19 protein-coding genes and 1 riboswitch are annotated in these 22,323 nt (G+C 45.6%); of the genes, 10 read left to right on the top strand and 9 right to left on the bottom strand.

Annotation, left to right across the window (positions count from 1 at the left end; translation table 11 throughout):
* Window positions 1-36 precede the first annotated feature (36 nt).
* A complete protein-coding gene (recF, locus tag AB4274_RS11730) occupies window positions 37-1,116 on the top strand; it encodes a DNA replication/repair protein RecF (protein WP_017058810.1) in 1,080 nt (359 codons plus the stop codon).
* A gap of 17 nt (window positions 1,117-1,133) precedes the next feature.
* Window positions 1,134-3,551, top strand: a complete 2,418-nt coding sequence (gene gyrB, locus AB4274_RS11725; protein WP_017058811.1) for a DNA topoisomerase (ATP-hydrolyzing) subunit B — start codon at window positions 1,134-1,136, stop codon at window positions 3,549-3,551.
* A 239-nt stretch (window positions 3,552-3,790) separates the two neighbouring features.
* Here the strand turns inward: gyrB and AB4274_RS11720 are convergent, their stop codons facing one another.
* Entirely contained in the window at window positions 3,791-3,913 is a 123-nt protein-coding gene (locus tag AB4274_RS11720; protein WP_267869012.1) for a hypothetical protein, read from the bottom strand.
* A 142-nt stretch (window positions 3,914-4,055) separates the two neighbouring features.
* Between AB4274_RS11720 and AB4274_RS11715 the strand changes: the two genes are divergently transcribed.
* Window positions 4,056-4,490: an Hsp20 family protein gene (locus tag AB4274_RS11715; RefSeq protein WP_009848140.1), complete on the top strand. Its 435-nt coding sequence runs from the start codon at window positions 4,056-4,058 to the stop codon at window positions 4,488-4,490.
* A gap of 106 nt (window positions 4,491-4,596) precedes the next feature.
* On the opposite strand, the gene AB4274_RS11710 is transcribed toward AB4274_RS11715, so the two are convergent.
* From AB4274_RS11710 to glyQ, 4 genes are all read right to left on the bottom strand, one after another.
* A complete protein-coding gene (locus AB4274_RS11710) occupies window positions 4,597-5,847 on the bottom strand; it encodes a valine--pyruvate transaminase (protein ID WP_137001708.1) in 1,251 nt (416 codons plus the stop codon).
* Window positions 5,848-6,101: 254 nt separating this feature from the next.
* Complete coding sequence (locus AB4274_RS11705) at window positions 6,102-8,189, bottom strand: alpha-amylase (protein WP_102397892.1); 2,088 nt, start codon at window positions 8,187-8,189, stop codon at window positions 6,102-6,104.
* A 202-nt stretch (window positions 8,190-8,391) separates the two neighbouring features.
* Complete coding sequence (gene glyS, locus AB4274_RS11700) at window positions 8,392-10,458, bottom strand: glycine--tRNA ligase subunit beta (RefSeq protein ID WP_017058814.1); 2,067 nt, start codon at window positions 10,456-10,458, stop codon at window positions 8,392-8,394.
* A gap of 2 nt (window positions 10,459-10,460) precedes the next feature.
* Window positions 10,461-11,378 (bottom strand): glycine--tRNA ligase subunit alpha, encoded by a 918-nt coding sequence (gene glyQ / locus AB4274_RS11695; protein WP_017058815.1) that lies wholly within the window; start codon window positions 11,376-11,378, stop codon window positions 10,461-10,463.
* A gap of 210 nt (window positions 11,379-11,588) precedes the next feature.
* Window positions 11,589-11,764: riboswitch (yybP-ykoY riboswitch) on the top strand.
* A gap of 34 nt (window positions 11,765-11,798) precedes the next feature.
* On the opposite strand from glyQ, the gene AB4274_RS11690 reads away from it, so the two are divergent.
* Both AB4274_RS11690 and AB4274_RS11685 read left to right on the top strand, forming a co-directional pair.
* Window positions 11,799-12,356: a TMEM165/GDT1 family protein gene (locus tag AB4274_RS11690; RefSeq protein ID WP_004739245.1), complete on the top strand. Its 558-nt coding sequence runs from the start codon at window positions 11,799-11,801 to the stop codon at window positions 12,354-12,356.
* Between the two features lie 147 nt (window positions 12,357-12,503).
* Entirely contained in the window at window positions 12,504-12,758 is a 255-nt protein-coding gene (locus AB4274_RS11685) for a hypothetical protein (protein ID WP_017058818.1), read from the top strand.
* A gap of 83 nt (window positions 12,759-12,841) precedes the next feature.
* Here the strand turns inward: AB4274_RS11685 and tusA are convergent, their stop codons facing one another.
* Window positions 12,842-13,093 (bottom strand): sulfurtransferase TusA, encoded by a 252-nt coding sequence (gene tusA / locus AB4274_RS11680; RefSeq protein ID WP_004736675.1) that lies wholly within the window; start codon window positions 13,091-13,093, stop codon window positions 12,842-12,844.
* Window positions 13,094-13,242: 149 nt separating this feature from the next.
* Here tusA and AB4274_RS11675 point away from each other — a divergent pair, with 149 nt between their 5' ends.
* Together AB4274_RS11675 and AB4274_RS11670 are read left to right on the top strand one after the other, a co-directional pair.
* Window positions 13,243-13,428: a hypothetical protein gene (locus AB4274_RS11675; RefSeq protein WP_004736674.1), complete on the top strand. Its 186-nt coding sequence runs from the start codon at window positions 13,243-13,245 to the stop codon at window positions 13,426-13,428.
* Window positions 13,429-13,584: 156 nt separating this feature from the next.
* The gene (locus AB4274_RS11670) at window positions 13,585-14,526 is read left to right on the top strand and encodes a LysR family transcriptional regulator (protein WP_017058819.1); all 942 of its coding nucleotides are present in this window, start codon (window positions 13,585-13,587) and stop codon (window positions 14,524-14,526) included.
* 135 nt (window positions 14,527-14,661) lie between these two features.
* On the opposite strand, the gene AB4274_RS11665 is transcribed toward AB4274_RS11670, so the two are convergent.
* The 3 genes from AB4274_RS11665 to fadB form a co-directional block, all read right to left on the bottom strand.
* On the bottom strand, window positions 14,662-15,642 hold the full coding sequence (locus tag AB4274_RS11665; RefSeq protein WP_017058820.1) for an MDR family oxidoreductase: 981 nt from the start codon (window positions 15,640-15,642) through the stop codon (window positions 14,662-14,664).
* Window positions 15,643-15,884: 242 nt separating this feature from the next.
* Window positions 15,885-17,048, bottom strand: a complete 1,164-nt coding sequence (fadA, locus tag AB4274_RS11660) for an acetyl-CoA C-acyltransferase FadA (RefSeq protein WP_017058821.1) — start codon at window positions 17,046-17,048, stop codon at window positions 15,885-15,887.
* Between the two features lie 26 nt (window positions 17,049-17,074).
* Window positions 17,075-19,246, bottom strand: coding sequence for a fatty acid oxidation complex subunit alpha FadB (gene fadB, locus AB4274_RS11655; RefSeq protein WP_017058822.1), 2,172 nt, complete (start codon window positions 19,244-19,246; stop codon window positions 17,075-17,077).
* Window positions 19,247-19,473: 227 nt separating this feature from the next.
* Between fadB and AB4274_RS11650 the strand changes: the two genes are divergently transcribed.
* Genes AB4274_RS11650 through hemG form a run of 3 tightly spaced genes read left to right on the top strand, consistent with a single transcriptional unit; the run spans window position 19,474 to window position 22,127 of the window.
* The gene (locus tag AB4274_RS11650) at window positions 19,474-20,097 is read left to right on the top strand and encodes a YigZ family protein (RefSeq protein ID WP_017058823.1); all 624 of its coding nucleotides are present in this window, start codon (window positions 19,474-19,476) and stop codon (window positions 20,095-20,097) included.
* 34 nt (window positions 20,098-20,131) lie between these two features.
* Window positions 20,132-21,589, top strand: a complete 1,458-nt coding sequence (locus tag AB4274_RS11645; protein ID WP_008223210.1) for a TrkH family potassium uptake protein — start codon at window positions 20,132-20,134, stop codon at window positions 21,587-21,589.
* A gap of 10 nt (window positions 21,590-21,599) precedes the next feature.
* Window positions 21,600-22,127, top strand: a complete 528-nt coding sequence (gene hemG, locus AB4274_RS11640) for a menaquinone-dependent protoporphyrinogen IX dehydrogenase (RefSeq protein WP_017058824.1) — start codon at window positions 21,600-21,602, stop codon at window positions 22,125-22,127.
* Window positions 22,128-22,323: the final 196 nt, after the last annotated feature.

Raw genomic sequence — 22,323 nt, 5'->3', positions numbered from 1 at the left:
TACCGAGTCGTGATTGAAGATTAATATGAAGACGTTATGCCTTTATCGCGCTTAATCGTTAAGCAGTTTAGAAATATTGAAGCCTGTGACATTCAACCGTCATCAGGCTTTAACTTTCTTATAGGGGCTAACGGAAGCGGCAAAACCAGTGTCCTTGAAGCTGTGTATCTGCTCGGACATGGTCGCTCATTCAAGAGTTCACTTACCGGTCGTATCATACAAAACGAGTGTAGTGAGCTGTTTGTACATGGCCGTTTTATGACCTCGGATCAATTTGAGCTGCCAATTGGCATTAATAAGCAGCGCGATGGCACGACAGAGGTTAAAATAAGCGGTCAAACTGGGCAAAAGTTGGCTCAGTTAGCTCAAGTCTTACCTTTGCAGTTGATTCACCCTGAAGGGTTTGATTTACTAACCGATGGACCTAAGCATCGCCGAGCATTCATTGATTGGGGAGTCTTCCACAGTGAGTCGGGCTTTTATGATGCGTGGGGCAGGGTAAAGCGCCTCAATAAGCAGCGAAACGCCTTATTGAAAACGGCAACGCACTATCGAGAGCTGAGCTATTGGGACCAAGAATTGGCCCGTTTAGCAGAAAGCATCAGTCAGTGGCGTGCCACCTACGTTGATCAGCTCAAAGAAGTCGCCGAAGAAATCTGTGCGACCTTCCTTCCTGAGTTTGAGATAAAGATTAACTACTATCGTGGCTGGGACAAAGACACCCCGTACGCCGATATATTAGAAAAGAATTTTGAAAGGGATCAGCAGCTTGGTTACACCTTTAGTGGGCCAAACAAAGCGGATCTGAAGATAAAAGTGAACGGCACTCCAGTGGAAGATGTCTTGTCACGAGGTCAATTGAAGTTGATGGTGTGCGCGCTACGAGTAGCACAAGGGCAACACCTCACTCAAATGACAGGTAAGCAGTGCATCTATTTGATAGATGACTTCGCTTCCGAATTAGATAGCCAACGCCGAGCACGTCTTGCTGAGTGTTTAAAGGCGACCCAGGCTCAAGTTTTTGTAAGCTCTATTACCGCTGATCAGATTGCAGATATGCATGACGAAAATAGCAGGATGTTTCATGTGGAACATGGCAAAATAGAGCAAGGATAATTAGTCAGAGAGTAACTATGTCAGATAATTACGATTCATCGAGTATTAAAGTACTGAAGGGTCTGGATGCGGTACGTAAGCGTCCTGGAATGTACATTGGCGACACGGATGATGGTACCGGTCTGCACCACATGGTTTTTGAGGTGGTAGATAACTCTATTGATGAAGCGCTAGCTGGTCACTGTAATGACATCATTGTAACTATCCATGAAGATAGTTCTGTGTCTGTGAGCGATGACGGCCGTGGTATTCCAACAGAATTGCACCCAGAAGAAAACGTATCTGCAGCCGAAGTAATCATGACGGTTCTTCACGCGGGTGGTAAGTTCGATGATAACTCGTACAAGGTATCTGGTGGTCTGCACGGTGTTGGTGTTTCAGTAGTTAACGCACTTTCTAAGCAAGTTACTCTTACTATCCACCGCGGTGGCAAAATCCACACTCAAACCTACAGCCACGGTGAGCCTCAAGCGCCACTAGCGGTTATCGGTGACACGGATAAAACAGGTACAGAGATTCGTTTCTGGCCGAGTGAAGAAACCTTCACTAACATCGAGTTCCATTACGACATTTTAGCTAAGCGTCTACGTGAGCTATCATTCTTGAACTCAGGTGTATCAATTAAGCTAATTGACGAGCGCGAAGAAGACAAAATGGATCACTTCGAATACGAAGGCGGTATCCAAGCGTTTGTTGAACACCTTAATACTAACAAAACGCCAATCATCCAAAAAATCTTCCACTTTAACTCTGAGCGCGAAGACGGTATTACCGTTGAAGTTGCGATGCAGTGGAATGACGGCTACCAAGAAAACATCTACTGTTTCACCAACAACATCCCTCAACGCGATGGTGGTGCTCACTTAGCAGGTTTCCGTGCGGCGCTAACGCGTACTCTGAACAGCTTCATGGACAAGGAAGGCTTCTCTAAGAAAGCGAAGACTGCGACCTCTGGTGATGATGCTCGTGAAGGTCTGACGGCGATTGTTTCTGTTAAAGTGCCTGATCCTAAGTTCTCAAGCCAAACTAAAGATAAGCTGGTTTCTTCAGAAGTGAAGTCTGCCGTTGAATCTACAATGGGTGAGAAGTTGTCTGAGTTCCTTATTGAGAACCCAGGTGAAGCGAAAACAGTTTGTTCTAAAATTATTGATGCAGCACGTGCTCGTGATGCAGCGCGTAAAGCTCGTGAAATGACTCGTCGTAAAGGCGCATTAGATTTAGCGGGTCTTCCTGGTAAGCTTGCTGACTGTCAGGAAAAAGATCCTGCACTGTCTGAACTATATATTGTGGAAGGAGACTCTGCTGGCGGTTCAGCTAAGCAGGGGCGTAACCGTAAGAACCAAGCAATCCTACCGCTGAAAGGTAAAATCCTTAACGTAGAGAAAGCACGTTTCGATAAAATGCTGTCTTCTCAAGAAGTAGCAACGCTAATCACCGCTCTTGGTTGTGGTATTGGTCGTGACGAATACAACCCAGATAAACTGCGTTACCACAACATCATCATCATGACCGATGCCGATGTCGATGGTTCTCACATCCGTACCCTGCTACTGACGTTCTTCTACCGTCAAATGCCAGAGCTGATTGAACGTGGCTACATCTACATTGCTCAACCGCCACTTTACAAAGTGAAGAAAGGTAAGCAAGAGCAGTACATTAAAGATGAAGATGCGATGAACCAGTATCAAGTATCTTTGGCTTTAGACAACGCAGAACTGCACGTAAACCCTGAAGCGCCAGCATTTGCAGGTGAAGGTTTAGAGAAGCTTGTTCAGCAATACAATGCAGGCATCAAGCTTGTTGATCGTATGAGCCGCCGTTACCCACGCGCATTGGTTCACGAACTGATTTACGTTCCTCGTCTAACGGCCGAGCAGTGTCATGATGACGCGGCAGTTGAAGCTTGGGGTAAGCAGCTTGTTGAGCAGCTAAACGCGAAAGAAGTAGGTGCGAGCCAATACAGCCTTGAAGTTGAAAAACACGAAGAGCTAGGCTTAAGCGTTCCTAAGATTGTGGTTCGTACTCATGGTGTGACTCATGAGCATCTTCTGAGCATCGATCTTATTAACTCTAAAGAGTTTGGTAAGCTAGCGGACCTTTCTGAAGCACTTGATGGCTTGATTGAAGAAGGCGCTTACATTAAGCGTGGCGAGCGTACTCAAGAAGTTTCTAGCTTCGTTGATGCTCTGAACTGGTTAGTGAAAGAGTCTCGTCGTGGTCTAAGCCTACAGCGATACAAAGGTCTAGGTGAGATGAACCCTGATCAACTTTGGGAAACCACGATGGATCCTGAAACTCGCCGTATGATGCAAGTAACAATTGAAGATGCTGTTGGTGCTGATTTGTTGTTTACGACGCTAATGGGTGACCAAGTTGAACCTCGTCGTAACTTCATCGAAGAGAATGCACTGAAAGTAGCAAACCTAGACGTTTAGTCTCTTTGATACTTCGCTCTTTGGCTTAATTTCTGTGTCAGAGGTGCTCACATACATTCGTATGCTCCGCGCCTCTTCCTTGAACTAAAGCCAAATAGCTTCGTCTCAAAAAACTAAAATCATTTTAAAGCACTATCCTTTGGATGGTGCTTTTTTATGTTTGTAAGATATTGAAAAATATTGAGTTGCAAAAATAATTGAAAATAACCCCTTGAAACTATTTTGCTCAATCCATATATCTATTTGTGAAGAGGATGACTGTCTTGCTCTACAAGAGAAGAAACAGAACCTTCATTACCGCTAACGAAGTATCGCTCAATAGAGGATAACTTTGGCAGCACACAACTTAAAAATTGATTCATTGCCATGTCCCAGCGTTGTCGCCAATAGAGGTGAAACCCGAGGAATGCGAATTGAATCTCTTAGCTGTTTACTGGGTCACACACAGGTTAGATCCAAGTAAAATTCGCAGCTAAGACTATTGCTTACTAAAAGGATAGCATTATGAGAACTGTAGATTTCACTCCACTTTACCGCAACGCAATCGGCTTCGATCGTCTATTCAACATGATGGAAGCGAATACATCGAAGAACTCTTCTGGCGGTTACCCTCCATACAACATCGAGCAAAAAGACGAGAACAACTACCGTATTACTATGGCAGTCGCTGGTTTTGCTGATGACCAATTAGATCTGACTCAGAAAGAGAACATGCTAATTGTGAAAGGTGAGCGTAAAGCAGAAGCAGAGAAAACCTTCGTATACCAAGGTATCGCAGAGCGCGATTTCGAGCGTAAATTCCAACTGGCTGACTACGTAAAAGTGGTAGGAGCAAGCATGGAAAATGGTCTTCTTCACATCGACCTCGAACGCGAAATCCCAGAAGCGATGCAACCACGTAAGATTGCTATCAATGGTAATAGTCTACTAGAAGGCTAATTACTGTTAGCTCCTTAGAGCTAAAAAATATCGGGAAGTAAAAGTGAAAGAGCACCTAATGAGGTGCTCTTTTTGTATTTGACCTGCGGTAAGCTAAAAGCTCTTATTACTGCTCTGAGTAAGCCTTTTTCACTTCTTCAGCAATGATAGCAATGCCTTTCTGCATCGCCTCATCATCTTGTACGTAGTTCATGCGTAAGCACTGGTGAGCATGATCCCACTCGTCTTCTTGGCCGATAAAGAAGTATTCACCCGGAACAATCAATACGCCGCGAGCTTTAAGGCGGTCGTACAGTTCCATGGTGGTGATCGGCAGCTCATCAAACCATAGCCATAAGAAGATAGCGCCTTCAGGCTTGTGAATACGGAAGCGAGGGTCGTCGATAGCGTCTTGTAACAGTTCAACTGCACGTAGTGACTTATCTTTATAGAAAGGTTTGATTACCTCGCTACTTAAGCGCAGTAAATCGCCTTTTTCAATCATGTGATTGGCAATTGCAGGGCCAACACTGTTTGGCGCTAAGCTAATGATGCCATTCATGTTGGTCAATGCTTGTGTTACTTCTTCACTCGCAATTACGATACCGCAACGCACACCCGGCAAACCAAGCTTAGAAAGGCTCATGCACAGAATCGTATTTTCATTCCAGAGCGGTTCGACATCTTCAAAGATGATGTTAGGAAACGGCAGGCCGTAAGCATTGTCGATCAGCAGTGGGATGTTGTTTTCACGCGCCAGTTTATCCAGTTTACGCACTTCTTCGTCGGTCAGTACGTTACCCGTTGGGTTGGTTGGACGAGATGCACAGATAGCCGCGACTGAGTCATCAACCTTTAGTTTTTCAAAATCAACGTGGTATTTAAACTGACGGTTTTCTAGCAGTTCGATCTCTGGGTGGTAAGAGATAAAAATATCGTCATCAATACCCGCGTCGCCGTAGCCGATGTATTCCGGTGCGATCGGCAGTAGGATTTTCTTATGTGAGCCGTCAGGCTGTTGGCCTGCTAGCAGGTTGAATAGGTAGAAGAAGCCACTTTGACTGCCATTAGTCAGGCTGATGTTCTTCTCGCTGATGTCCCAACCGTAGGTCTCTTTCAGCATTGCCGCTAACGATTTGATGAAGCTGTCTTTACCCTGCGGACCATCGTAGTTGGCGAGGGCGGCGATGAGTTCTCCACTGGCGAGCATGTCGGCACTGGCTTGGTTAAAGTAATCGAGCATGGCAGGGATAGCGGCTGGGTTGCCACCACCGAGCATGATTGCGCCAGGAGTGCGCAGGCCATCATTCAAATCATCCATTAAACGAGTGATTCCAGAGTATCGATTAAACTTTTCGCCAAACTTAGAGAACTGCATTACTAATTTTACCTAATTCATTGTGATTGCTTGTTACGTGTCATTAAGGCAGACCTTATGTCTGCCATCAGTGTATTCCTTGAACATACCGCAATGTTTTTGCGACGCATAGCGCCAAATGCTCTAACACGTAAAAAACTTCTATAAAGTTTGGTTAATGAGTGACAGCTTGCTTATTGAACGTACCTTTAGCGATAAAAAAAGGAGAAGCCTAAGCTTCCCCTTTAGTTTCTGGTGTTTATGTTAATGAAGGTTTAGTTCGAACCGGTATAAACGACTAATACCTTGTCATCTTGGTATTGGCGTTCGAACGCATAGTAGCCCTTGCTGTTACGGATGATGTGCTTACCCTGAGCAACGGCTGGGTGGCGTTGGCGGAATTGGCCAAGCGCTTGCCAGTGTTCTAGCAGCTCTGCACGTTCGCCAGTGATTTGATCCCAAGGCATGTCTGAGCGTGTGCCTTGCATTGGATCAGAACCCGTTGGGCCAAAGTCTCGGGCGATTTCATCGCCGTAATAGATCTGTACCGCACCGGGAGCCAGCATCAACGCGTTTGCAGCTTTGGTTTGTTTTGCAAAGTCACTGCCATGTTGTGTCCAGAATAGCGAGGTGTCGTGAGACGAAAGGTAACTCAGTACGTTGAACTCGCTGTCGTTGTTGATCTTCTCTGCGTATCGAAGGTAATCAGCATCAAGATCGGATAGGCACTTGAGCGCCTTTGGTGCGATATCACTCTGGAATTCAAAGTTGATGATCGAATCAAATCCGTTAGCGAAGTAATCTGATTTGACCACGCTGTGTGCCCATACTTCGCCAGTCATCCAGAAGGGTAAGTCATCCAAGGCCTTGTCTGGGTTGTTCTGTTTCCACTCGGCAAGTGCCTGGTTGGTGCTCTCTTTCAGTTCTGCCCATGCTTCGAGTTCAACGTGTTTAGCGGTATCGACCCTGAAACCATCGACACCATATTCGCGCACCCAATCCGATAACCAAGTGATTAAATGGTTACGAGGTGTTTTGAGTTCATCGGTCGCGCTGGTGGACTTATTGCGATAGAAATTAGGCAGCCCGATTGTCTCTGTCGACTCTGTTTTGAAATCGGGCAGATGCGCCAAAGACATGGTGAGGTTATTGTAGCCCGGAGAGTCATAGGCGCCGATATCGCTGCGTAGCCAAGCTTTGCCCCACCACTTTTCCCACGCTTCTTTGTCGCTGTAAGAGATGTAGTTGTTGAAGTAGTGCCAGTTCTGACCTTTGGCAGGTTGCCAATCTGTCCAGTTTTCGCCAAGTGTTTGTTTGGCTTCTTCGTCAGTTAGGTTGAGCTTACCAAAATCAAACTCTTGCATGTCGGCAAGCGTCGCATAGCCGGTGTGGTTCATTACCACATCCCAAACAACACGAATGCCTTTGCTATGCGCGGTATCGATGAAGGTTTTTAGCTCGTCTTCGGTGCCCATGTTGTCATCGAGCTTGGTCCAATCTTGATGGTAGTAGCCGTGGTAGCCGTAGTGTTTGAAGTCACCTCGATCACCGCCGCCAACCCAGCCGTGGATTTGCTCTAACGGAGACGTTATCCAGATAGCATTAGCACCGAGTGATTCTATGTAATCGAGTTTTTCGGTTAAGCCTGCCAAGTCACCACCGTGGAAGGTGCCGATTTCGTCTTGTTCATCTTGGCTGCGACCGTAACTGTTGTCGTTATCAGGATTACCATTGTGGAAACGGTCAGTCATTACGAAGTAAACCGTGGCGTTATCCCAACTAAAGTCAGCTTTGGTTTCTGGTTCTACTTTCTCAAGCAGCAGAACACCTTGGCTATTTTCTGCTGGCTGCATGGTGACGCTGCCATTCGTTACTGTGACTTGTTTGCCTGAAAGAGCGTCTCTAACCACGGTGCCATCATCAAAGGTTTGAGCAACGTCGATGATGGTTGGTTCGTCACTAGGAACCGGACAAGCAAAGCTTTGTACTTGTTGTTGCTTCGGCTTTATCTGAACGGTCAGTTCATTGGTTTGTGGGTTGAGCATAAACTGATAGGTGTTAGCGCGAAAGATCTTGATATCTAATTCAGACTTCTCGGCGCAGTCGTCTAGGCGAAGGGGTTTATTGAATTTGATGCGGTTTTCTTCAGCCAGCGCATAGTTGGTGCCACAGGTATTTTGAGTATCGCTGATAGAGAAGGTATAGCTACCTTTCGCGAGTTCCTGTTCTGCAATCACGGTGCCTTTACCGGATGATTCGAATACGACAGTGTCGTTATCAATTGTCAGTAATAGGTTGTTGTCACTGGTTTGGCTGCATGCGCTGAGTGCGAGTATTGAAAGCGCGAGTACTGTTTTTTTCATTGTTCCCTTCCCCTGAATAAACAGGTCAGTTATAGCAAACAATGCCCTCTACAGTCTGAGTGCTGTTTCATTCAGTTAATCAATAAGACCTCTACAAACAAATGCTTGGTTCACAAAAACAAAAAGGGAAGCTTTCGCTTCCCTTTGGGTGTTTACCGTTAATTACTCAGAGTATGACTTAGAGTAATTGTCTCACTTGTGCTTATTTTTGCAGTAGAGAGATGTCAGCAATCTGTAGGAACAGGTTACGTAGGTTGTTCAGTAGCGTTAGACGGTTCTTCTTAAGCGCTTCGTCATCAGCCATAACCATTACGTTATCGAAGAATGCATCAACTGGTTCACGTAGATCAGCAAGCTTGCTTAGGGCTTCTTGGTAGTTACCTGTTGCGAATGCTGGTTCTAGTGCTTCCGTCATTACTTCAACGTTTTCAGCCAGTGCTTTCTCTGCGTCTTCTTGAAGAAGCGTTAGGTCGATTTCAGCTGGTAGCTCGCCATCGAATTTCGCAAGGATATTACCTACACGCTTGTTCGCTGCTGCTAGTGCTTCTGCTGCTTCCAGTTCACGGAAGTGAGAAACCGCTTTAACACGTTGGTCAAAGTCAGCAGGCTTAGTTGGACGACGTGCTAGTACCGCTTGGATGATATCAACGCTGAAACCAGCATCTTGGTACCATGCGCGGAAACGACCTAGCATGAAGTCGATAACGTCAGCTTCTACGTTTTTGTTAGTCAGCTTGTCGCCTAGTAGCTCTTTCGCTTTGCCGATCAGATCGGTTAGGTCTAGGTTGTAGCCGTTTTCAACGATGATACGTAGCACACCTAGAGACGCACGACGAAGTGCAAATGGGTCAGAACCTTTTGGTGCTTGGCCAATACCGAAGATACCTACGATAGTGTCTAGCTTGTCTGCCATTGCTACTGCTGAAGAGATACCAGTGCTTGGTAGATCGTCACCCGCGAAACGAGGCATGTATTGCTCGTAAAGTGCCAGTGCAACTTGCTCGTCTTCACCGTCGTGAGTCGCGTAGTGCATGCCCATCACACCTTGAGTATCCGTAAATTCGAATACCATAGAGGTCATTAGGTCACACTTAGCCAGTAGGCCAGCACGCTTAGACTTTTCAACGTCAGCATCGATTTGCTCAGCAATGTAGCCTGCAAGCTCTGTGATGCGGTCTGTTTTGTCTTTGATAGTACCCAATTGCTTCTGGAAGATAGCCTGGTCTAGTTCAGCAAGACGGTCGATAAGCGGGCGCTTACGGTCTGTGTTGAAGAAGAATTCAGCATCAGCAAGACGTGGGCGTACCACTTTCTCGTTACCTTCGATAACGTGACGAGGCTCTTTAGACTCGATGTTCGATACGAAGATGAAGTTCGGTAGTAGCTTCTTGTTGTCATCGTAAACAGGGAAGTACTTTTGGTCACCCTTCATGGTGTAAACCAAAGCTTCAGAAGGGACTTTTAGGAACTCTTCTTCAAACTTCGCTGTCAGTACTACTGGCCATTCAACCAGAGACGTTACTTCTTCAACAAGGTCATCTTCTAGGTCAGCTGTACCGCCAACCGCAGCTGCCGCTTTTTGCGAATCAGCAAGGATGATCGCTTTACGCGCTTCGTAATCTGCCATTACTTTACCGCGCTCTTCTAGGATCGCAGGGTATTGGTCAGCAGAGTCGATTGTGAACTCTTGTTCGCCCATGAAACGGTGGCCACGGATAGTACGAGCAGATGCTACGCCTAGGATTTCGCCTTCAACAAGCTCATCACCTAGTAGTACTGTCAGTGTTTTTACTGGACGGATAAATTGAATGTCTGAGTTACCCCAGCGCATTGCTTTAGGAATTGGTAGGCCAGCCAGTGCTTTCGCAGCAATGTCCATCACCAATTCTTGAACTGGTTTGCCAGCTACTTCTTGTTTGAAAAGAAGCCACTCGCCTTTGTCTGTTTTCAGACGGTCAGCTTGCTCAACAGTAATACCGTTACCACGAGCCCAACCTTGTGCCGCTTTGGTCGCGTTGCCTTCAGCATCGAATGCCACAGAAACAGCAGGGCCACGTTTCTCAACCACTTTGTCTGCTTGGCCTTCAGCCAGTGCAGTTACTTTAAGTGCTAGACGACGAGGTGCTGCGTACCACTTGATGCCTTCGTGAGAAAGCTCAGCCGTTTTAAGACCTGCTTCAAAGTTAGAAGCAAACGCTTCTGCTAGAGAACGAAGTGCTGTTGGTGGAAGCTCTTCCGTACCCAGTTCAATTAGAAAATTCTTCGCCATGATTATTTACCTTCCTTCTTACACATTGGGAAGCCAAGCGCTTCACGTGACGCGTAGTACGCTTCAGCAACTGATTTAGTCAGGTTGCGGATACGAAGGATGTAACGTTGACGCTCTGTTACAGAGATAGCTTTGCGCGCATCAAGGATGTTGAATGCGTGACCTGCTTTTAGAATGCGCTCGTAAGCTGGAAGCGGCAGTGGCTTCTCAAGCTCAAGTAGCTCTTTACACTCTTTCTCGCACTGGTCGAAGAAAGTGAATAGGAAATCTACGTCTGCGTGCTCGAAGTTGTACGTCGATTGCTCAACTTCGTTTTGGTGGAAGATGTCACCGTAAGTCACGTTAGAACCGTCTGGTGCTACGTTCCATACTAGGTCGTAAACAGAATCTACTTCCTGGATGTACATTGCTAGACGCTCGATACCGTAAGTGATCTCGCCAGTTACTGGCTTACACTCAAGGCCGCCAACCTGTTGGAAGTAAGTAAACTGAGTTACTTCCATGCCGTTTAGCCATACTTCCCAACCAAGGCCCCATGCGCCTAGTGTTGGGTTTTCCCAGTTATCTTCAACGAAGCGAATGTCGTGAACAAGTGGGTCAACACCAAGAACCTCTAGGGAGCCTAGGTACAACTCTTGGATATTGTCTGGCGATGGTTTTAGCGCTACTTGGAATTGGTAGTAGTGCTGCAGACGGTTAGGGTTTTCACCGTAACGGCCATCGGTCGGACGACGAGAAGGTTGAACGTAAGCTGTAGACATTGGCTCTGGGCCAAGTGCTCGTAGACATGTCATTGGGTGAGAGGTGCCTGCACCTACTTCCATATCTAGAGGTTGAACAATGGTACAACCGTTTTGAGCCCAGTAATCCTGCAGCGCGAGGATCATTCCCTGGAAGGTTTTGATATCGTATTTTTGCATAGTCAGGTTCGCGCGATTCTTTTAAATGAATGAGAAAAATAACCTCTGAGTATACCGAGATATTCGTAAAGCGAGTAGGGGTAATCTTGTTTAATTAGTGGTCTAAAATGTCGTTTAGTGGATTTTTTTGCCTTTAATGTTTGTTTTTCGGCACAAGTGGATATTTTGATAAGTTTGACACTTGTGTTTGAAAGCGTGGGTGATTAAAATCTCGCGGTCTTTGGGGAGTAGCTTACTTATTCATATCCTATTGAATGAGTTCGTTCGTCAACATAATTGATGCAAAATCATCATGGCGTTCGAGGCAACCACCACCTTGGTGGCGCTTAGCAAGACCTTAGACAAGCATCGTGAACCGGGATGGGGCGCGAGGTTTGTCTTTGGTTAAATATAATAATCTCCATCCCAAATGAGCATGTCGTGAGCGTTTTAGCAATTTCAATTACAACTGTCGCCTTAGCCGAGATCGGTGATAAGACCCAGTTGCTATCCCTTTTATTAGCCAGTCGATATCGAAAACCGATACCTATCATTGCGGCTATCTTCTTTGCCACCATTGCCAATCATGCCCTTGCTGCATGGCTCGGGGTCGTGGTTGCTGATTATCTTTCACCTGAAGTATTAAAGTGGGTGCTGGTGGTCAGTTTCATTGCGATGGCTGGCTGGATTTTGATTCCCGATAAGTTAGATGACGATGAACAGATCTCAAACCGAGGACCGTTTGTCGCCAGTTTTATCGCTTTCTTTATTGCTGAGATCGGCGATAAAACCCAAATTGCGACCTCTATCCTAGGGGCTCAATATGCGGATGCATTAGCGTGGGTGATTCTGGGTACAACCATTGGTATGTTGCTGGCAAATGTGCCTGTGGTGATCATCGGTAAGCTGTCTGCTGATAAGATGCCTCTTGATCTGATTCGTAAGATCACAGCCTTGCTATTCGTGGGTTTAGCTATCGCTGCTGCGTTTTACTCGTAAGTGTTTTGAGTCTTATTATACTCAATCAGTAGAGTAATGTGTTGTAGGTCATACTCTTACAGTATTGTGGGGTTTATCGAGCGAATGGACATATAACTGTCATACTTGTCATGATATTTTAATCTTGTGAGTTAAGAACACGAGGGCATGATTATGTTGACGCGTTATATGGGTATTACTCCACAAAGCCAAAGTTATCTATTTACTTTTGGTCTTGCACTTACACTGTTAGGCATGGTGTTGACGGACATGTGGCTGCCAATGGTCGCGGGTGCCATCATCATGACTGCACTTGCGGTAGAGGCTTGGATTCGGGTCGCGCATATTATTCCGATGCGCAAAGATATCCGAGAAATTCAGCATCAGCTGGAGCATCTGCAAAACAAATCTAGAAGCGAATAAACAAAAAGCCGCTCGTACTCTGAGTTCTGTTTAAGAACATAAGGTACGAGCGGCTTTTTTGATACTTGATAGTCGGTGGGGCGTTACGCCTCCAATCCCTTTCTGATCAAATACTGGTAAGGCAACGTTTCTGTTGCTTGGCCTACCAACTGGTGATCCATGAATCGACAAAAGCTCGGAATATCTCGAGTTGTCGAAGGATCGTCAGCTTTTACCAGTAACACATCGCCATCCTGCATGTTTCTAATTGTCTTCCTGACCATCATTACTGGTTCCGGGCAACGCAGGCCTTCAGCTTCTAAAGTATGGGTTGCCAGTTCAGGTTTGAATGTCATGGTTTGTATCTCTATATCTATCTAACGAGTGAATAATACGTCTGCAGAAAAAATATGCAATAAGTGCTTGGCAAACAGAATCATTTCCTATAACTTAGTTAACAAGTTGATAACAACTTGAAGCAAAGGCAACTAGCTAAGGAGTGGCGATGTTGACAGGATTAGATAGATTAACAATTTATTCGGTTCTCTGTTTTATTTCTTTTTGTGCGTTAGTACTACGCTCATCGACAGAGACCTCACTGATGCCTATTTTTGGCATAGTAGCAACGATTATTGGTATTTGGGTAGAGATGCGCCGTTGGCAAGGCATAGCCGAAGAGCAAGAGCACTAACCCGAATACAGCAAGCGAATTCCGATACGACAACATTCCGACACTATCCCCAAATTTTCTTGGGCTTCCCCGCGTAATTGCGGGATTTTTTTTATCTAAAGCATGCTATAAACAACTTAGTGACTAATGGCAATCGTATACAGCTAGGTAAGTGGCGTGGAATTAGAAGACATCTATCGTAGAGACCTTAATTTATTGGTCGCTTTAAAGGTATTGATTGAAGAGGGCAGCGTAAGCCAGGCCGCGCTTCGTCTTAACTTAAGCCAATCCGCAACCAGTCGAGTATTAGGGCGTTTAAGAGAATTACTAAACGATCCGTTGTTTACACGTCAAGGTCAGCACCTTATTCCTACCAAGAAAGCACTCGAGATCAGTCAGCGTATTGATCAGCCTTTGGAGTCTTTTCGCCAATTGCTGAGTCCGAGTGACTTTGACCCTTACTATTGCAGCGAACGTTTTCTGATCGCTACCACCGATTATGCGATGCAAACCATCTTGCCTTATGCGTTGCCTAAGATTTATGAACAAGCACCCAATATCTCTTTGGAGTTTGCTCCGTTGCAGCATGAGCATTTGTTTAAACAGCTCAGCACCGAACGCGTTGATATGGCGATCTGTCGTCCGAGTGGCAGCATTGCACCACTTCATCAAGAAGTCTTGGGGCCGGTTGGTGTGTCGTGTCTGTTATCTAAAAACCATCCATTAGCCGATCAACCTTTAAGCCTTGCAGACTATGTTTCACTCCCACATGCGATGATTGCGATCAGTGATGGTGTTAAGGCTTTATTGGACAACGCTTTAGCTAATCAACAACCCAGAAAAATGGTACTGCGTGCTTATCACCTTGAAGCGGCATTGGCGATTGTCGATAGAATGCCGTTGGTGATTACTGTGCCTGCTGATTTGGCTTATTTGGTAGCAGAGCGTTATGACTTGGTTGTTAAGCCATTACCATTTGAATTTATGCCGTTTGATTACTCACTGATCTGGCACTCGCGTTGCGATTCTTCTGCTTCACAACAATGGTTAAGAAGAGTGGTAAAAGAAGAGTGTGGTGAGTTGATTCAAAAACGGATTGCGGATGTCGGTTTGGGTTAACCGGATCTGAGTCTGAGTTCACTTGACCCGAATGACAAAAACGCAAAAGGGCTGATAAAAATCAGCCCTTTGTTGTTTTGGGTTATCCAAGCCTAAAGCTGTTGCTTAAGGTTTGATAACTTTATGTTTGAGAGCCTATAGTTTAATGACTACGCGACCAGTGATTTGACCGTTAGTGATGTCTTCTGCTGCTTGAATTGCACCGTCTAAAGACACTTCTTTGGTTGCTTGAGCGTAGAAAGATTCTGGTAGTAGCTCAGCCAGTTGTTCCCACGCTTTAATACGTTTTTCACGAGGGCACATTACAGAATCAACACCTTGTAGGCGAACGTTACGCAGAATGAATGGCATTACCGTGGTTGGTAAGTCAAAACCGCCAGCTAGACCACACATCGCAACCGCACCGTTGTAATCAATTTGCGCCAATACTTTCGCAAGCACTTTGCTGCCTACCGTATCGATAGCGCCAGCCCACAGTTGTTTTTCTAGTGGCTTAGCTGGTTCTTCTAGTTCAGCACGCTCTACAATACGTGTCGCGCCTAGTGATTTAAGTAGTTCACCGTTTACAGAAGCACGGCCAGTCACTGCTGCCACTTTGTAGCCCAGTTGGTTTAGTAGAGTGATAGATACGCTACCTACACCGCCACTTGCGCCGGTAACTAGGATTTCACCGTCTTCAGGCTTGATGCCAGCATCGACAATAGCTTGAACACAAAGCATTGCTGTGAAGCCTGCTGTACCAATCGCCATTACTTTCTTAGCGTCTAGACCTTTAGGCATCGGCACTAACCAGTCACCGTTTAGGCTTGCTTTCTCAGCCATGCCGCCCCAGTGACCTTCACCAACACCCCAACCAGTTAGAACCACTTCGTCACCTGCTTTGTAGCGAGGGTCATCAGATTGTGAAACCACACCAGAAAGGTCGATACCAGGAACCATAGGGAAGTTGCGAACAATGCGCCCTTTACCTGTAATCGCCAAACCATCTTTGTAGTTCAAAGAAGAGTAGCTAACATCAATCTTCACGTTACCTTCTGGTAATTGAGATTCTTCAATTTGAGAAACTGACGCGATAGTTTTTTTGTCTTCTTGGTTTAGTACAAGTGCTTTAAACATGATCTGCTCCGTGGAGGAATATTAGGAAACTGAAGTAACTTTAGTTGAATCATCCGAGAAAAAATAATGAAACATCAACATTGAATATATGCGTTTTGTGCATAGATGTCAGGGTTGGTTTTTCTCTCGTTGAGTTAGCTGAACACAATCGATGCATTGTTGGATGCCAAGCAATAAAAAGTGCAGCTATATAAATATAGCTGCACAAAAGATTACCCTTCAAATATTACAGTCAGTAAACGCTATGGGCGTTCAAATACCGTTGCAATACCTTGGCCTAAACCAATACACATAGTCGCCAAGCCGTATTTCACGTCTTGTGCTTCCATCAGGTTGATTAGCGTCGTCGAGATACGAGAACCAGAACAGCCTAGTGGGTGACCCAGAGCAATCGCACCGCCGTTAAGGTTTACTTTCTCGTCAACAACATCCAGTAGACCTAAGTCTTTAGCACAAGGTAGAGATTGAGCAGCAAACGCTTCGTTTAACTCAATCACACCCATGTCTTCAATGGTTAGTCCTGCACGTTTAAGTGCTTTTTGGGTTGCTGGTACTGGGCCGTAACCCATGATTGAAGGATCGCAGCCAGCGATAGCCATAGACTTCACGCGAGCGCGAATCTTAAGGCCAAGTGCGTTAGCTTTCTCTTCGCTCATGATAAGCATTGCAGAAGCACCATCAGACAGAGCTGATGAAGTACCTGCTGTTACTGTGCCGTTTGCTGGGTCAAATACCGGACGCAGCTGGGATAAGCCTTCAACTGTTGTCTCTGGGCGAATGACTTCGTCGTAATCCAGAGTGAACAGAGAACCGTCTGCAGCGTGAGCTTCGGTTGGCAGGATTTCATTTTTGAAACGACCTTCAACCGTAGCTGCTTGAGCGCGAGCATGTGAGCGTGCTGCGAATGCATCTTGGTCTTCACGGCTAATACCGTGCATTTTGCCTAACATCTCAGCGGTTAGCCCCATCATGCCGGCCGCTTTTGCTACGTGTTTTGACATGCCTGGGTGAAAATCAACACCATGGTTCATTGGTACGTGGCCCATGTGCTCCACACCACCAATCAGGCAGATTTCAGCATCACCAACCATGATAGAGCGAGTTGCATCATGCAAAGCTTGCATAGATGAACCACATAAACGGTTGACTGTTACAGCACCAATCTCAATCGGTAGACCAGCAAGCAAGGCAGCGTTACGTGCAACGTTGAAGCCTTGCTCTAGTGTTTGTTGTACACAACCCCAGTAAATATCTTCAATTTCGACAGGGTTTACTTCTGGGTTGCGCTCTAAAATGCCTTTCATCAAATGTGCAGACAGATCTTCAGCACGAGTGTGACGGAAAGCTCCACCTTTGGAACGTCCCATTGGGGTGCGAAGGCAATCAACAACAACTACATTTTTCATTTTGCTATTCCTTTTCCAAATGTGGGTTACAGAGAACTGGCTTGTTGGCTGTCGTAAAAGCTTTCGCCCTTCGCTGCCATATCAAGCAATAGCTGAGGAACTTGGTACATTGCACCTAAGTCTTGGTAGCCTTTCGCCATTTCAACGAAGTTACCAATGCCCACACTGTCTAAGTAGCGGAATACGCCGCCTCTAAATGGAGGGAAGCCTAAACCGTAAACCAGTGCCATATCCGCTTCTTGCGGTGTCGCGATAATGCCTTCTTCTAGACAAAGCACCACTTCGTTGATCATTGGAATCATCACGCGCTGGATAATTGTTTGGTCATCAAAATCTTGTGGTGCTTGACATACGTCAGCCAAGATAGGAAGAATGTCTTCAGAGAAGGTCTTCTTCGGACGACCACGCTTGTCTACGCTGTATGTGTAGAAACCGCTACCGTTTTTCTGACCGTATTTTTCAGCAACGTAAAGTGCATCAATCGCATCACGACCTTCTTTGCCCATACGCTCTGGGAAACCTTGCGCCATCACAGCTTGTGCGTGGTGTGCAGTGTCTAGGCCTACAACGTCTAGTAAGTAAGCCGGGCCCATTGGCCAACCGAACTTGCGCTCCATCACTTTATCGATCTTAGTGAAATCAGCACCGTCGCGTAGCAACATGCTGAAACCGCCAAAGTAAGGGAAAAGTACACGGTTAACGAAGAAGCCTGGGCAGTCGTTAACAACGATTGGGGATTTACCCATCTTCGCTGCGTAAGCAACCACGCGATTGATGGTCTCTTCTGAAGTTTGTTCACCACGGATGATCTCAACCAAAGGCATGCGATGCACAGGGTTAAAGAAGTGCATGCCACAGAAGTTTTCTGGGCGCTTCAGTGATTTCGCTAGCAGGTTGATCGGAATTGTAGAGGTGTTTGATGTTAGAACCGTGTCTTCACCAACCAAACCTTCCACTTCGCTCAGTACTGCTGCTTTTACTTTCGGGTTTTCTACTACTGCTTCAACAATCACATCCGACTGTTCTACACCCGCGTAATGCAGGCTTGGAGTAATAGAAGACAGAATACCTGCCATCTTGAATCCATCTAAGCGACCGCGTGATAAGCGTTTATTCAACAGCTTAGATGCTTCGTTCATACCTAGATCAAGCGATGCTTGTGCGATGTCTTTCATCATCACTGGCACGCCTTTTAGAGCTGATTGGTAAGCAATACCGCCGCCCATGATACCTGCACCAAGTACGGCTGCACGCTCAGTTGCTTTGTTTGCTGACTTACCCGCTTGTTTCGCTAAGCCTTTGATGTACTGGTCATTCAGGAATAAGCCAACTAATGCTTTTGCTTCTTCCGATTTCGCTAGCTTAACGAAGTGCTTACGTTCGATGTCGAGTGCTGCATCGCGATTGCTGCGTGCTGCTTCTTCAATCGCAATCACAGAAGTAATCGGAGCTGGGTAGTGAGGCCCTGCTTTTTGAGCAACTAAGCCCTTCGCCATGGTAAAGCTCATCATCGCTTCGAGTTTGCTTAGTGAAAGCGCTGATGTCTTTTGTTTACGGCGTAGCTGCCAGTCTAATTTTTCATTAGCAGCCAGAGAAACGGTATTGATTGCCGATTCTAGTAACTGGTCTGTTTCAACAATCGCATCTAACAAGCCAACTTTAAGCGCTTCATCTGCACGGCATGCTTTGCCTTGCGTGATAATTTCCATTGCGCTGTCAGCACCGATAACACGAGGTAGGCGCACACAACCACCAAAACCAGGCATGATGCCAAGTTTGGTTTCAGGTAGACCAATGCTGGTGGTCTTGTCACCGATACGGAAATCGGTAGCGAGTACACATTCACAGCCGCCGCCAAGGGCATGGCCACGCATCATTGAAAGAGTTGGGACAGGAAGGTCTTCGAGCTTGCTGAAGATTGAATTAGCGAATCTTAACCATTCATCAAGTTCTGCTTCTGGCTTAGCAAATAGGCCAAGAAATTCAGTGATGTCTGCGCCTACAATGAACGCGTCTTTGTTTGAAGTTAAGATTAAACCACGTAATCCTGCGTGAGCATTAAGAGCATCTAACGCTTTATCTAGTGATTCTAAAGTAGCAAGGTCGAGTTTGTTTACAGAGGCTGGTGCACAGAAGCTTAATTCCGCAATACCATCTTGTAATTCCTTTACCTGTAGGGTGTTAGCTTGGTAAATCATTGTCTATCTCCATGACATACAATCCACGATTGTTTGAGAGAATCTTGTTATCTTTCTATTATTGTAGAATACCTGGTAAGACCAGTTGTCTTAGTCTGTACCTCTGCTTGATTAATTTCAATACATTTTTTAAACAATTGTTTAACATTGTGCGATGGCACAGATCCTCTAACCCTTATTATTCACGCGTGATACACTTCGTCGCTCTTATTAACTAAGTTAACGATATGAATGAACAGCCTTATTTAATACCTTCTGCGTCGGCTCTGTTTGAAGAAGAGATAAAAAAGAGCGTCTTTATTACGCATCTTGCTCATACTCCAAGTGTTGAAGCTGCAAAACAGTTCGTAGAACAGGTGAAAAAAGAGCATTCTTCAGCACGACATAACTGTTGGGGTTTTGTTGCTGGTCGACCTGAAGACTCAATGCTTTGGGGTTTCAGTGATGATGGTGAACCCTCGGGTACAGCGGGTAAGCCTATCTTGGCGCAACTATCGGGCTCTGGTGTCGGTGAATTAACGGCTGTTGTGACGCGCTACTCTGGCGGAATTAAGCTTGGAACCGGCGGTTTGGTTAAGGCTTACGGCGGTGGCGTACAACAAGCTCTCAAGCTGCTTCAAACTATCGAGAAAAAAATAACCACAAAATTACGGCTAGAGTTAGACTATGGCTTTGTGCCGATCGCACAATCCATCATGGCTCAGCATCAGGCTGTTGAGGTCCAAGCGGATTATGGTGTTCAAGTTGAGCTTATTATTGAAATAGAGCTCCTTCAGGTAGATTCGTTTACCCAAACCATGATCAATAAAAGCGGTGCTAAGGCACTGGTAACGAAAGTCAAAGACAACTAGGAAGTGTGAAGCATTTCGCTTCGTTCAATAGCTCATGCAATTTCGCTCAATTATTCGAATCGTCGGATTATTATTAGCACTTTTTAGTGTATCAATGCTTGCTCCTGCGCTCGTCGCACTGATCTATCGAGATGGTGCGGGTGTGCCATTTGTGACGACCTTCTTCGTTCTCTTATTCTGTGGAGCAACTTGCTGGTTTCCAAACCGACGTTATAAGCATGAATTGAAAGCGCGTGATGGCTTTTTGATTGTTGTTCTGTTTTGGACGGTAATCGGTAGTGCGGGTGCGCTGCCGTTTTTGATCGCCGATAACCCCAATGTGTCGGTAACCGATGCTTTCTTCGAATCCTTCTCTGCATTAACTACGACAGGTGCGACCGTAATTGTCGGCCTCGATGATCTGCCTAAGGCGATTCTTTTTTATCGTCAGTTCCTACAATGGTTTGGTGGTATGGGTATCATCGTATTAGCGGTAGCTATCCTCCCTGTTCTGGGTATCGGTGGTATGCAGTTATATCGTGCTGAAATCCCGGGTCCAGTAAAAGATAGCAAGATGACTCCGCGTATTGCTGAAACGGCAAAAGCGCTTTGGTACATCTACCTGAGCTTAACCATTGCTTGTGCAGTGGCGTTTTGGCTTGCTGGGATGAGCTTCTTTGATGCCATCAGTCATAGCTTCTCTACTATTGCGATTGGTGGCTTCTCGACTCACGATGCGAGCATGGGGTATTTCAATAGCCCTGCGATCAACATGATTACAGTTGTGTTCCTTCTTATATCCGCATGTAACTATTCGCTTCACTTTGCTGCATTTGCTTCAGGAGGTGTGCATCCTAAGTATTATTGGAAAGATCCTGAGTTCCGCGCCTTTATCTTTATTCAGGCAGTACTGTTCTTGGTTTGTTTCTTATTACTGCTCAATCATCACTCTTATGATTCGTACTACGATGCTTTCGACCAAGCCTTGTTCCAAACCGTGTCTATCTCTACGACCGCGGGTTTTACAACGACGGGTTTCTCAGAGTGGCCATTGTTCTTACCCGTACTGCTTTTGTTCTCTTCTTTTATAGGGGGATGTGCAGGTTCTACGGGTGGTGGTATGAAAGTGATTCGAATCTTACTACTTACTCTGCAAGGTGCTCGTGAAATGAAGCGTCTTGTTCACCCACGGGCTGTCTATACCATCAAGGTTGGCGGTTCTGCACTACCACAACGTGTTGTAGATGCGGTCTGGGGCTTCTTCTCTGCATACGCATTAGTGTTTGTGGTTTGTATGCTGGCTCTTATTGCAACTGGTATGGACGAGTTGAGTGCTTTCTCTGCGGTAGCGGCGACATTAAATAACCTTGGCCCGGGCCTTGGTGAAGTCGCGGTGCACTTTGGCGATGTGAACGACAAAGCAAAATGGGTACTTATCGTATCTATGCTGTTTGGCCGACTAGAAATCTTCACCTTATTAATCTTATTGACCCCTACGTTTTGGCGTAGCTAAGGACAACATTGTGGCAAAAGTTCTATTTTTGTATTCAAGCCGTGAAGGGCAGACCAAGAAAATCTTGAACTATATAAAAGAAGAAATGAGTGAGTTCGAATGTGAGCTTCAAGATCTGCACACTATTGGCAAGGTGGACTTTGCTCAGTACGACAGAGTGTTGATTGGCGCATCGATTCGTTATGGCCACCTTAATAAGAAGCTATATCAATTTATTGATGCCAACCTTACTCAGTTGCAATCAAGCAAGGTTGCGTTCTTCTGTGTTAACTTAACGGCGCGTAAAGAAGACCAAGGCAAAGATACACCAGAAGGCAGTGCGTATATTAAGAAGTTCCTTACCAAGTCTCCATGGCAGCCGACTTTAATCGGTGTATTTGCAGGTGCCCTCTATTACCCACGTTATAACTGGTTCGATAGAACCATGATCCGCTTTATTATGAATATGACAGGTGGTGAAACGGATACAACGAAGGAAGTTGAGTACACAAACTGGGAAAAAGTCTCTTTGTTCACTGAAAAACTGAAGAATATGTAAGATAAAAGCCTACTTTTGAGGCGTTTTGAGTTCTTTTTAATCGAACGAATAAAAAAACGAAAAAAACTTAAAAAAGGGCTTGCCAGTGTGATCGAAATCTCTATAATGCCACCTCGCTGACACGGGATGGCTTCTTAGGAAACCAGAACGAATCAGCAAGCCAAATTAGCCAAGCCAAGCGCTTGAAAAAAGTTTT

It is taken from the genome of Vibrio sp. 10N.261.55.A10 (genome assembly GCF_041470825.1).
Classification (GTDB): domain Bacteria; phylum Pseudomonadota; class Gammaproteobacteria; order Enterobacterales; family Vibrionaceae; genus Vibrio; species Vibrio crassostreae_C.
Note: the sequence above shows the minus strand (reverse complement) of the source record. Positions and strands in the feature narration are given on the sequence as shown.

What these genes read in the sequence shown, in the direction of transcription:
- recF (WP_017058810.1), top strand. Translation starts at nt 37, where the DNA reads ATGCCTTTATCGCGCTTAATCGTTAAGCAGTTTAGAAATATTGAAGCC.
- gyrB (WP_017058811.1), top strand. Translation starts at nt 1,134, where the DNA reads ATGTCAGATAATTACGATTCATCGAGTATTAAAGTACTGAAGGGTCTG.
- AB4274_RS11720 (WP_267869012.1), bottom strand. Translation starts at nt 3,913, where the DNA reads ATGAATCAATTTTTAAGTTGTGTGCTGCCAAAGTTATCCTCTATTGAG.
- AB4274_RS11715 (WP_009848140.1), top strand. Translation starts at nt 4,056, where the DNA reads ATGAGAACTGTAGATTTCACTCCACTTTACCGCAACGCAATCGGCTTC.
- AB4274_RS11710 (WP_137001708.1), bottom strand. Translation starts at nt 5,847, where the DNA reads ATGCAGTTCTCTAAGTTTGGCGAAAAGTTTAATCGATACTCTGGAATC.
- AB4274_RS11705 (WP_102397892.1), bottom strand. Translation starts at nt 8,189, where the DNA reads ATGAAAAAAACAGTACTCGCGCTTTCAATACTCGCACTCAGCGCATGC.
- glyS (WP_017058814.1), bottom strand. Translation starts at nt 10,458, where the DNA reads ATGGCGAAGAATTTTCTAATTGAACTGGGTACGGAAGAGCTTCCACCA.
- glyQ (WP_017058815.1), bottom strand. Translation starts at nt 11,378, where the DNA reads ATGCAAAAATACGATATCAAAACCTTCCAGGGAATGATCCTCGCGCTG.
- AB4274_RS11685 (WP_017058818.1), top strand. Translation starts at nt 12,504, where the DNA reads ATGATTATGTTGACGCGTTATATGGGTATTACTCCACAAAGCCAAAGT.
- tusA (WP_004736675.1), bottom strand. Translation starts at nt 13,093, where the DNA reads ATGACATTCAAACCTGAACTGGCAACCCATACTTTAGAAGCTGAAGGC.
- AB4274_RS11675 (WP_004736674.1), top strand. Translation starts at nt 13,243, where the DNA reads ATGTTGACAGGATTAGATAGATTAACAATTTATTCGGTTCTCTGTTTT.
- AB4274_RS11665 (WP_017058820.1), bottom strand. Translation starts at nt 15,642, where the DNA reads ATGTTTAAAGCACTTGTACTAAACCAAGAAGACAAAAAAACTATCGCG.
- fadA (WP_017058821.1), bottom strand. Translation starts at nt 17,048, where the DNA reads ATGAAAAATGTAGTTGTTGTTGATTGCCTTCGCACCCCAATGGGACGT.
- fadB (WP_017058822.1), bottom strand. Translation starts at nt 19,246, where the DNA reads ATGATTTACCAAGCTAACACCCTACAGGTAAAGGAATTACAAGATGGT.
- AB4274_RS11650 (WP_017058823.1), top strand. Translation starts at nt 19,474, where the DNA reads ATGAATGAACAGCCTTATTTAATACCTTCTGCGTCGGCTCTGTTTGAA.
- AB4274_RS11645 (WP_008223210.1), top strand. Translation starts at nt 20,132, where the DNA reads ATGCAATTTCGCTCAATTATTCGAATCGTCGGATTATTATTAGCACTT.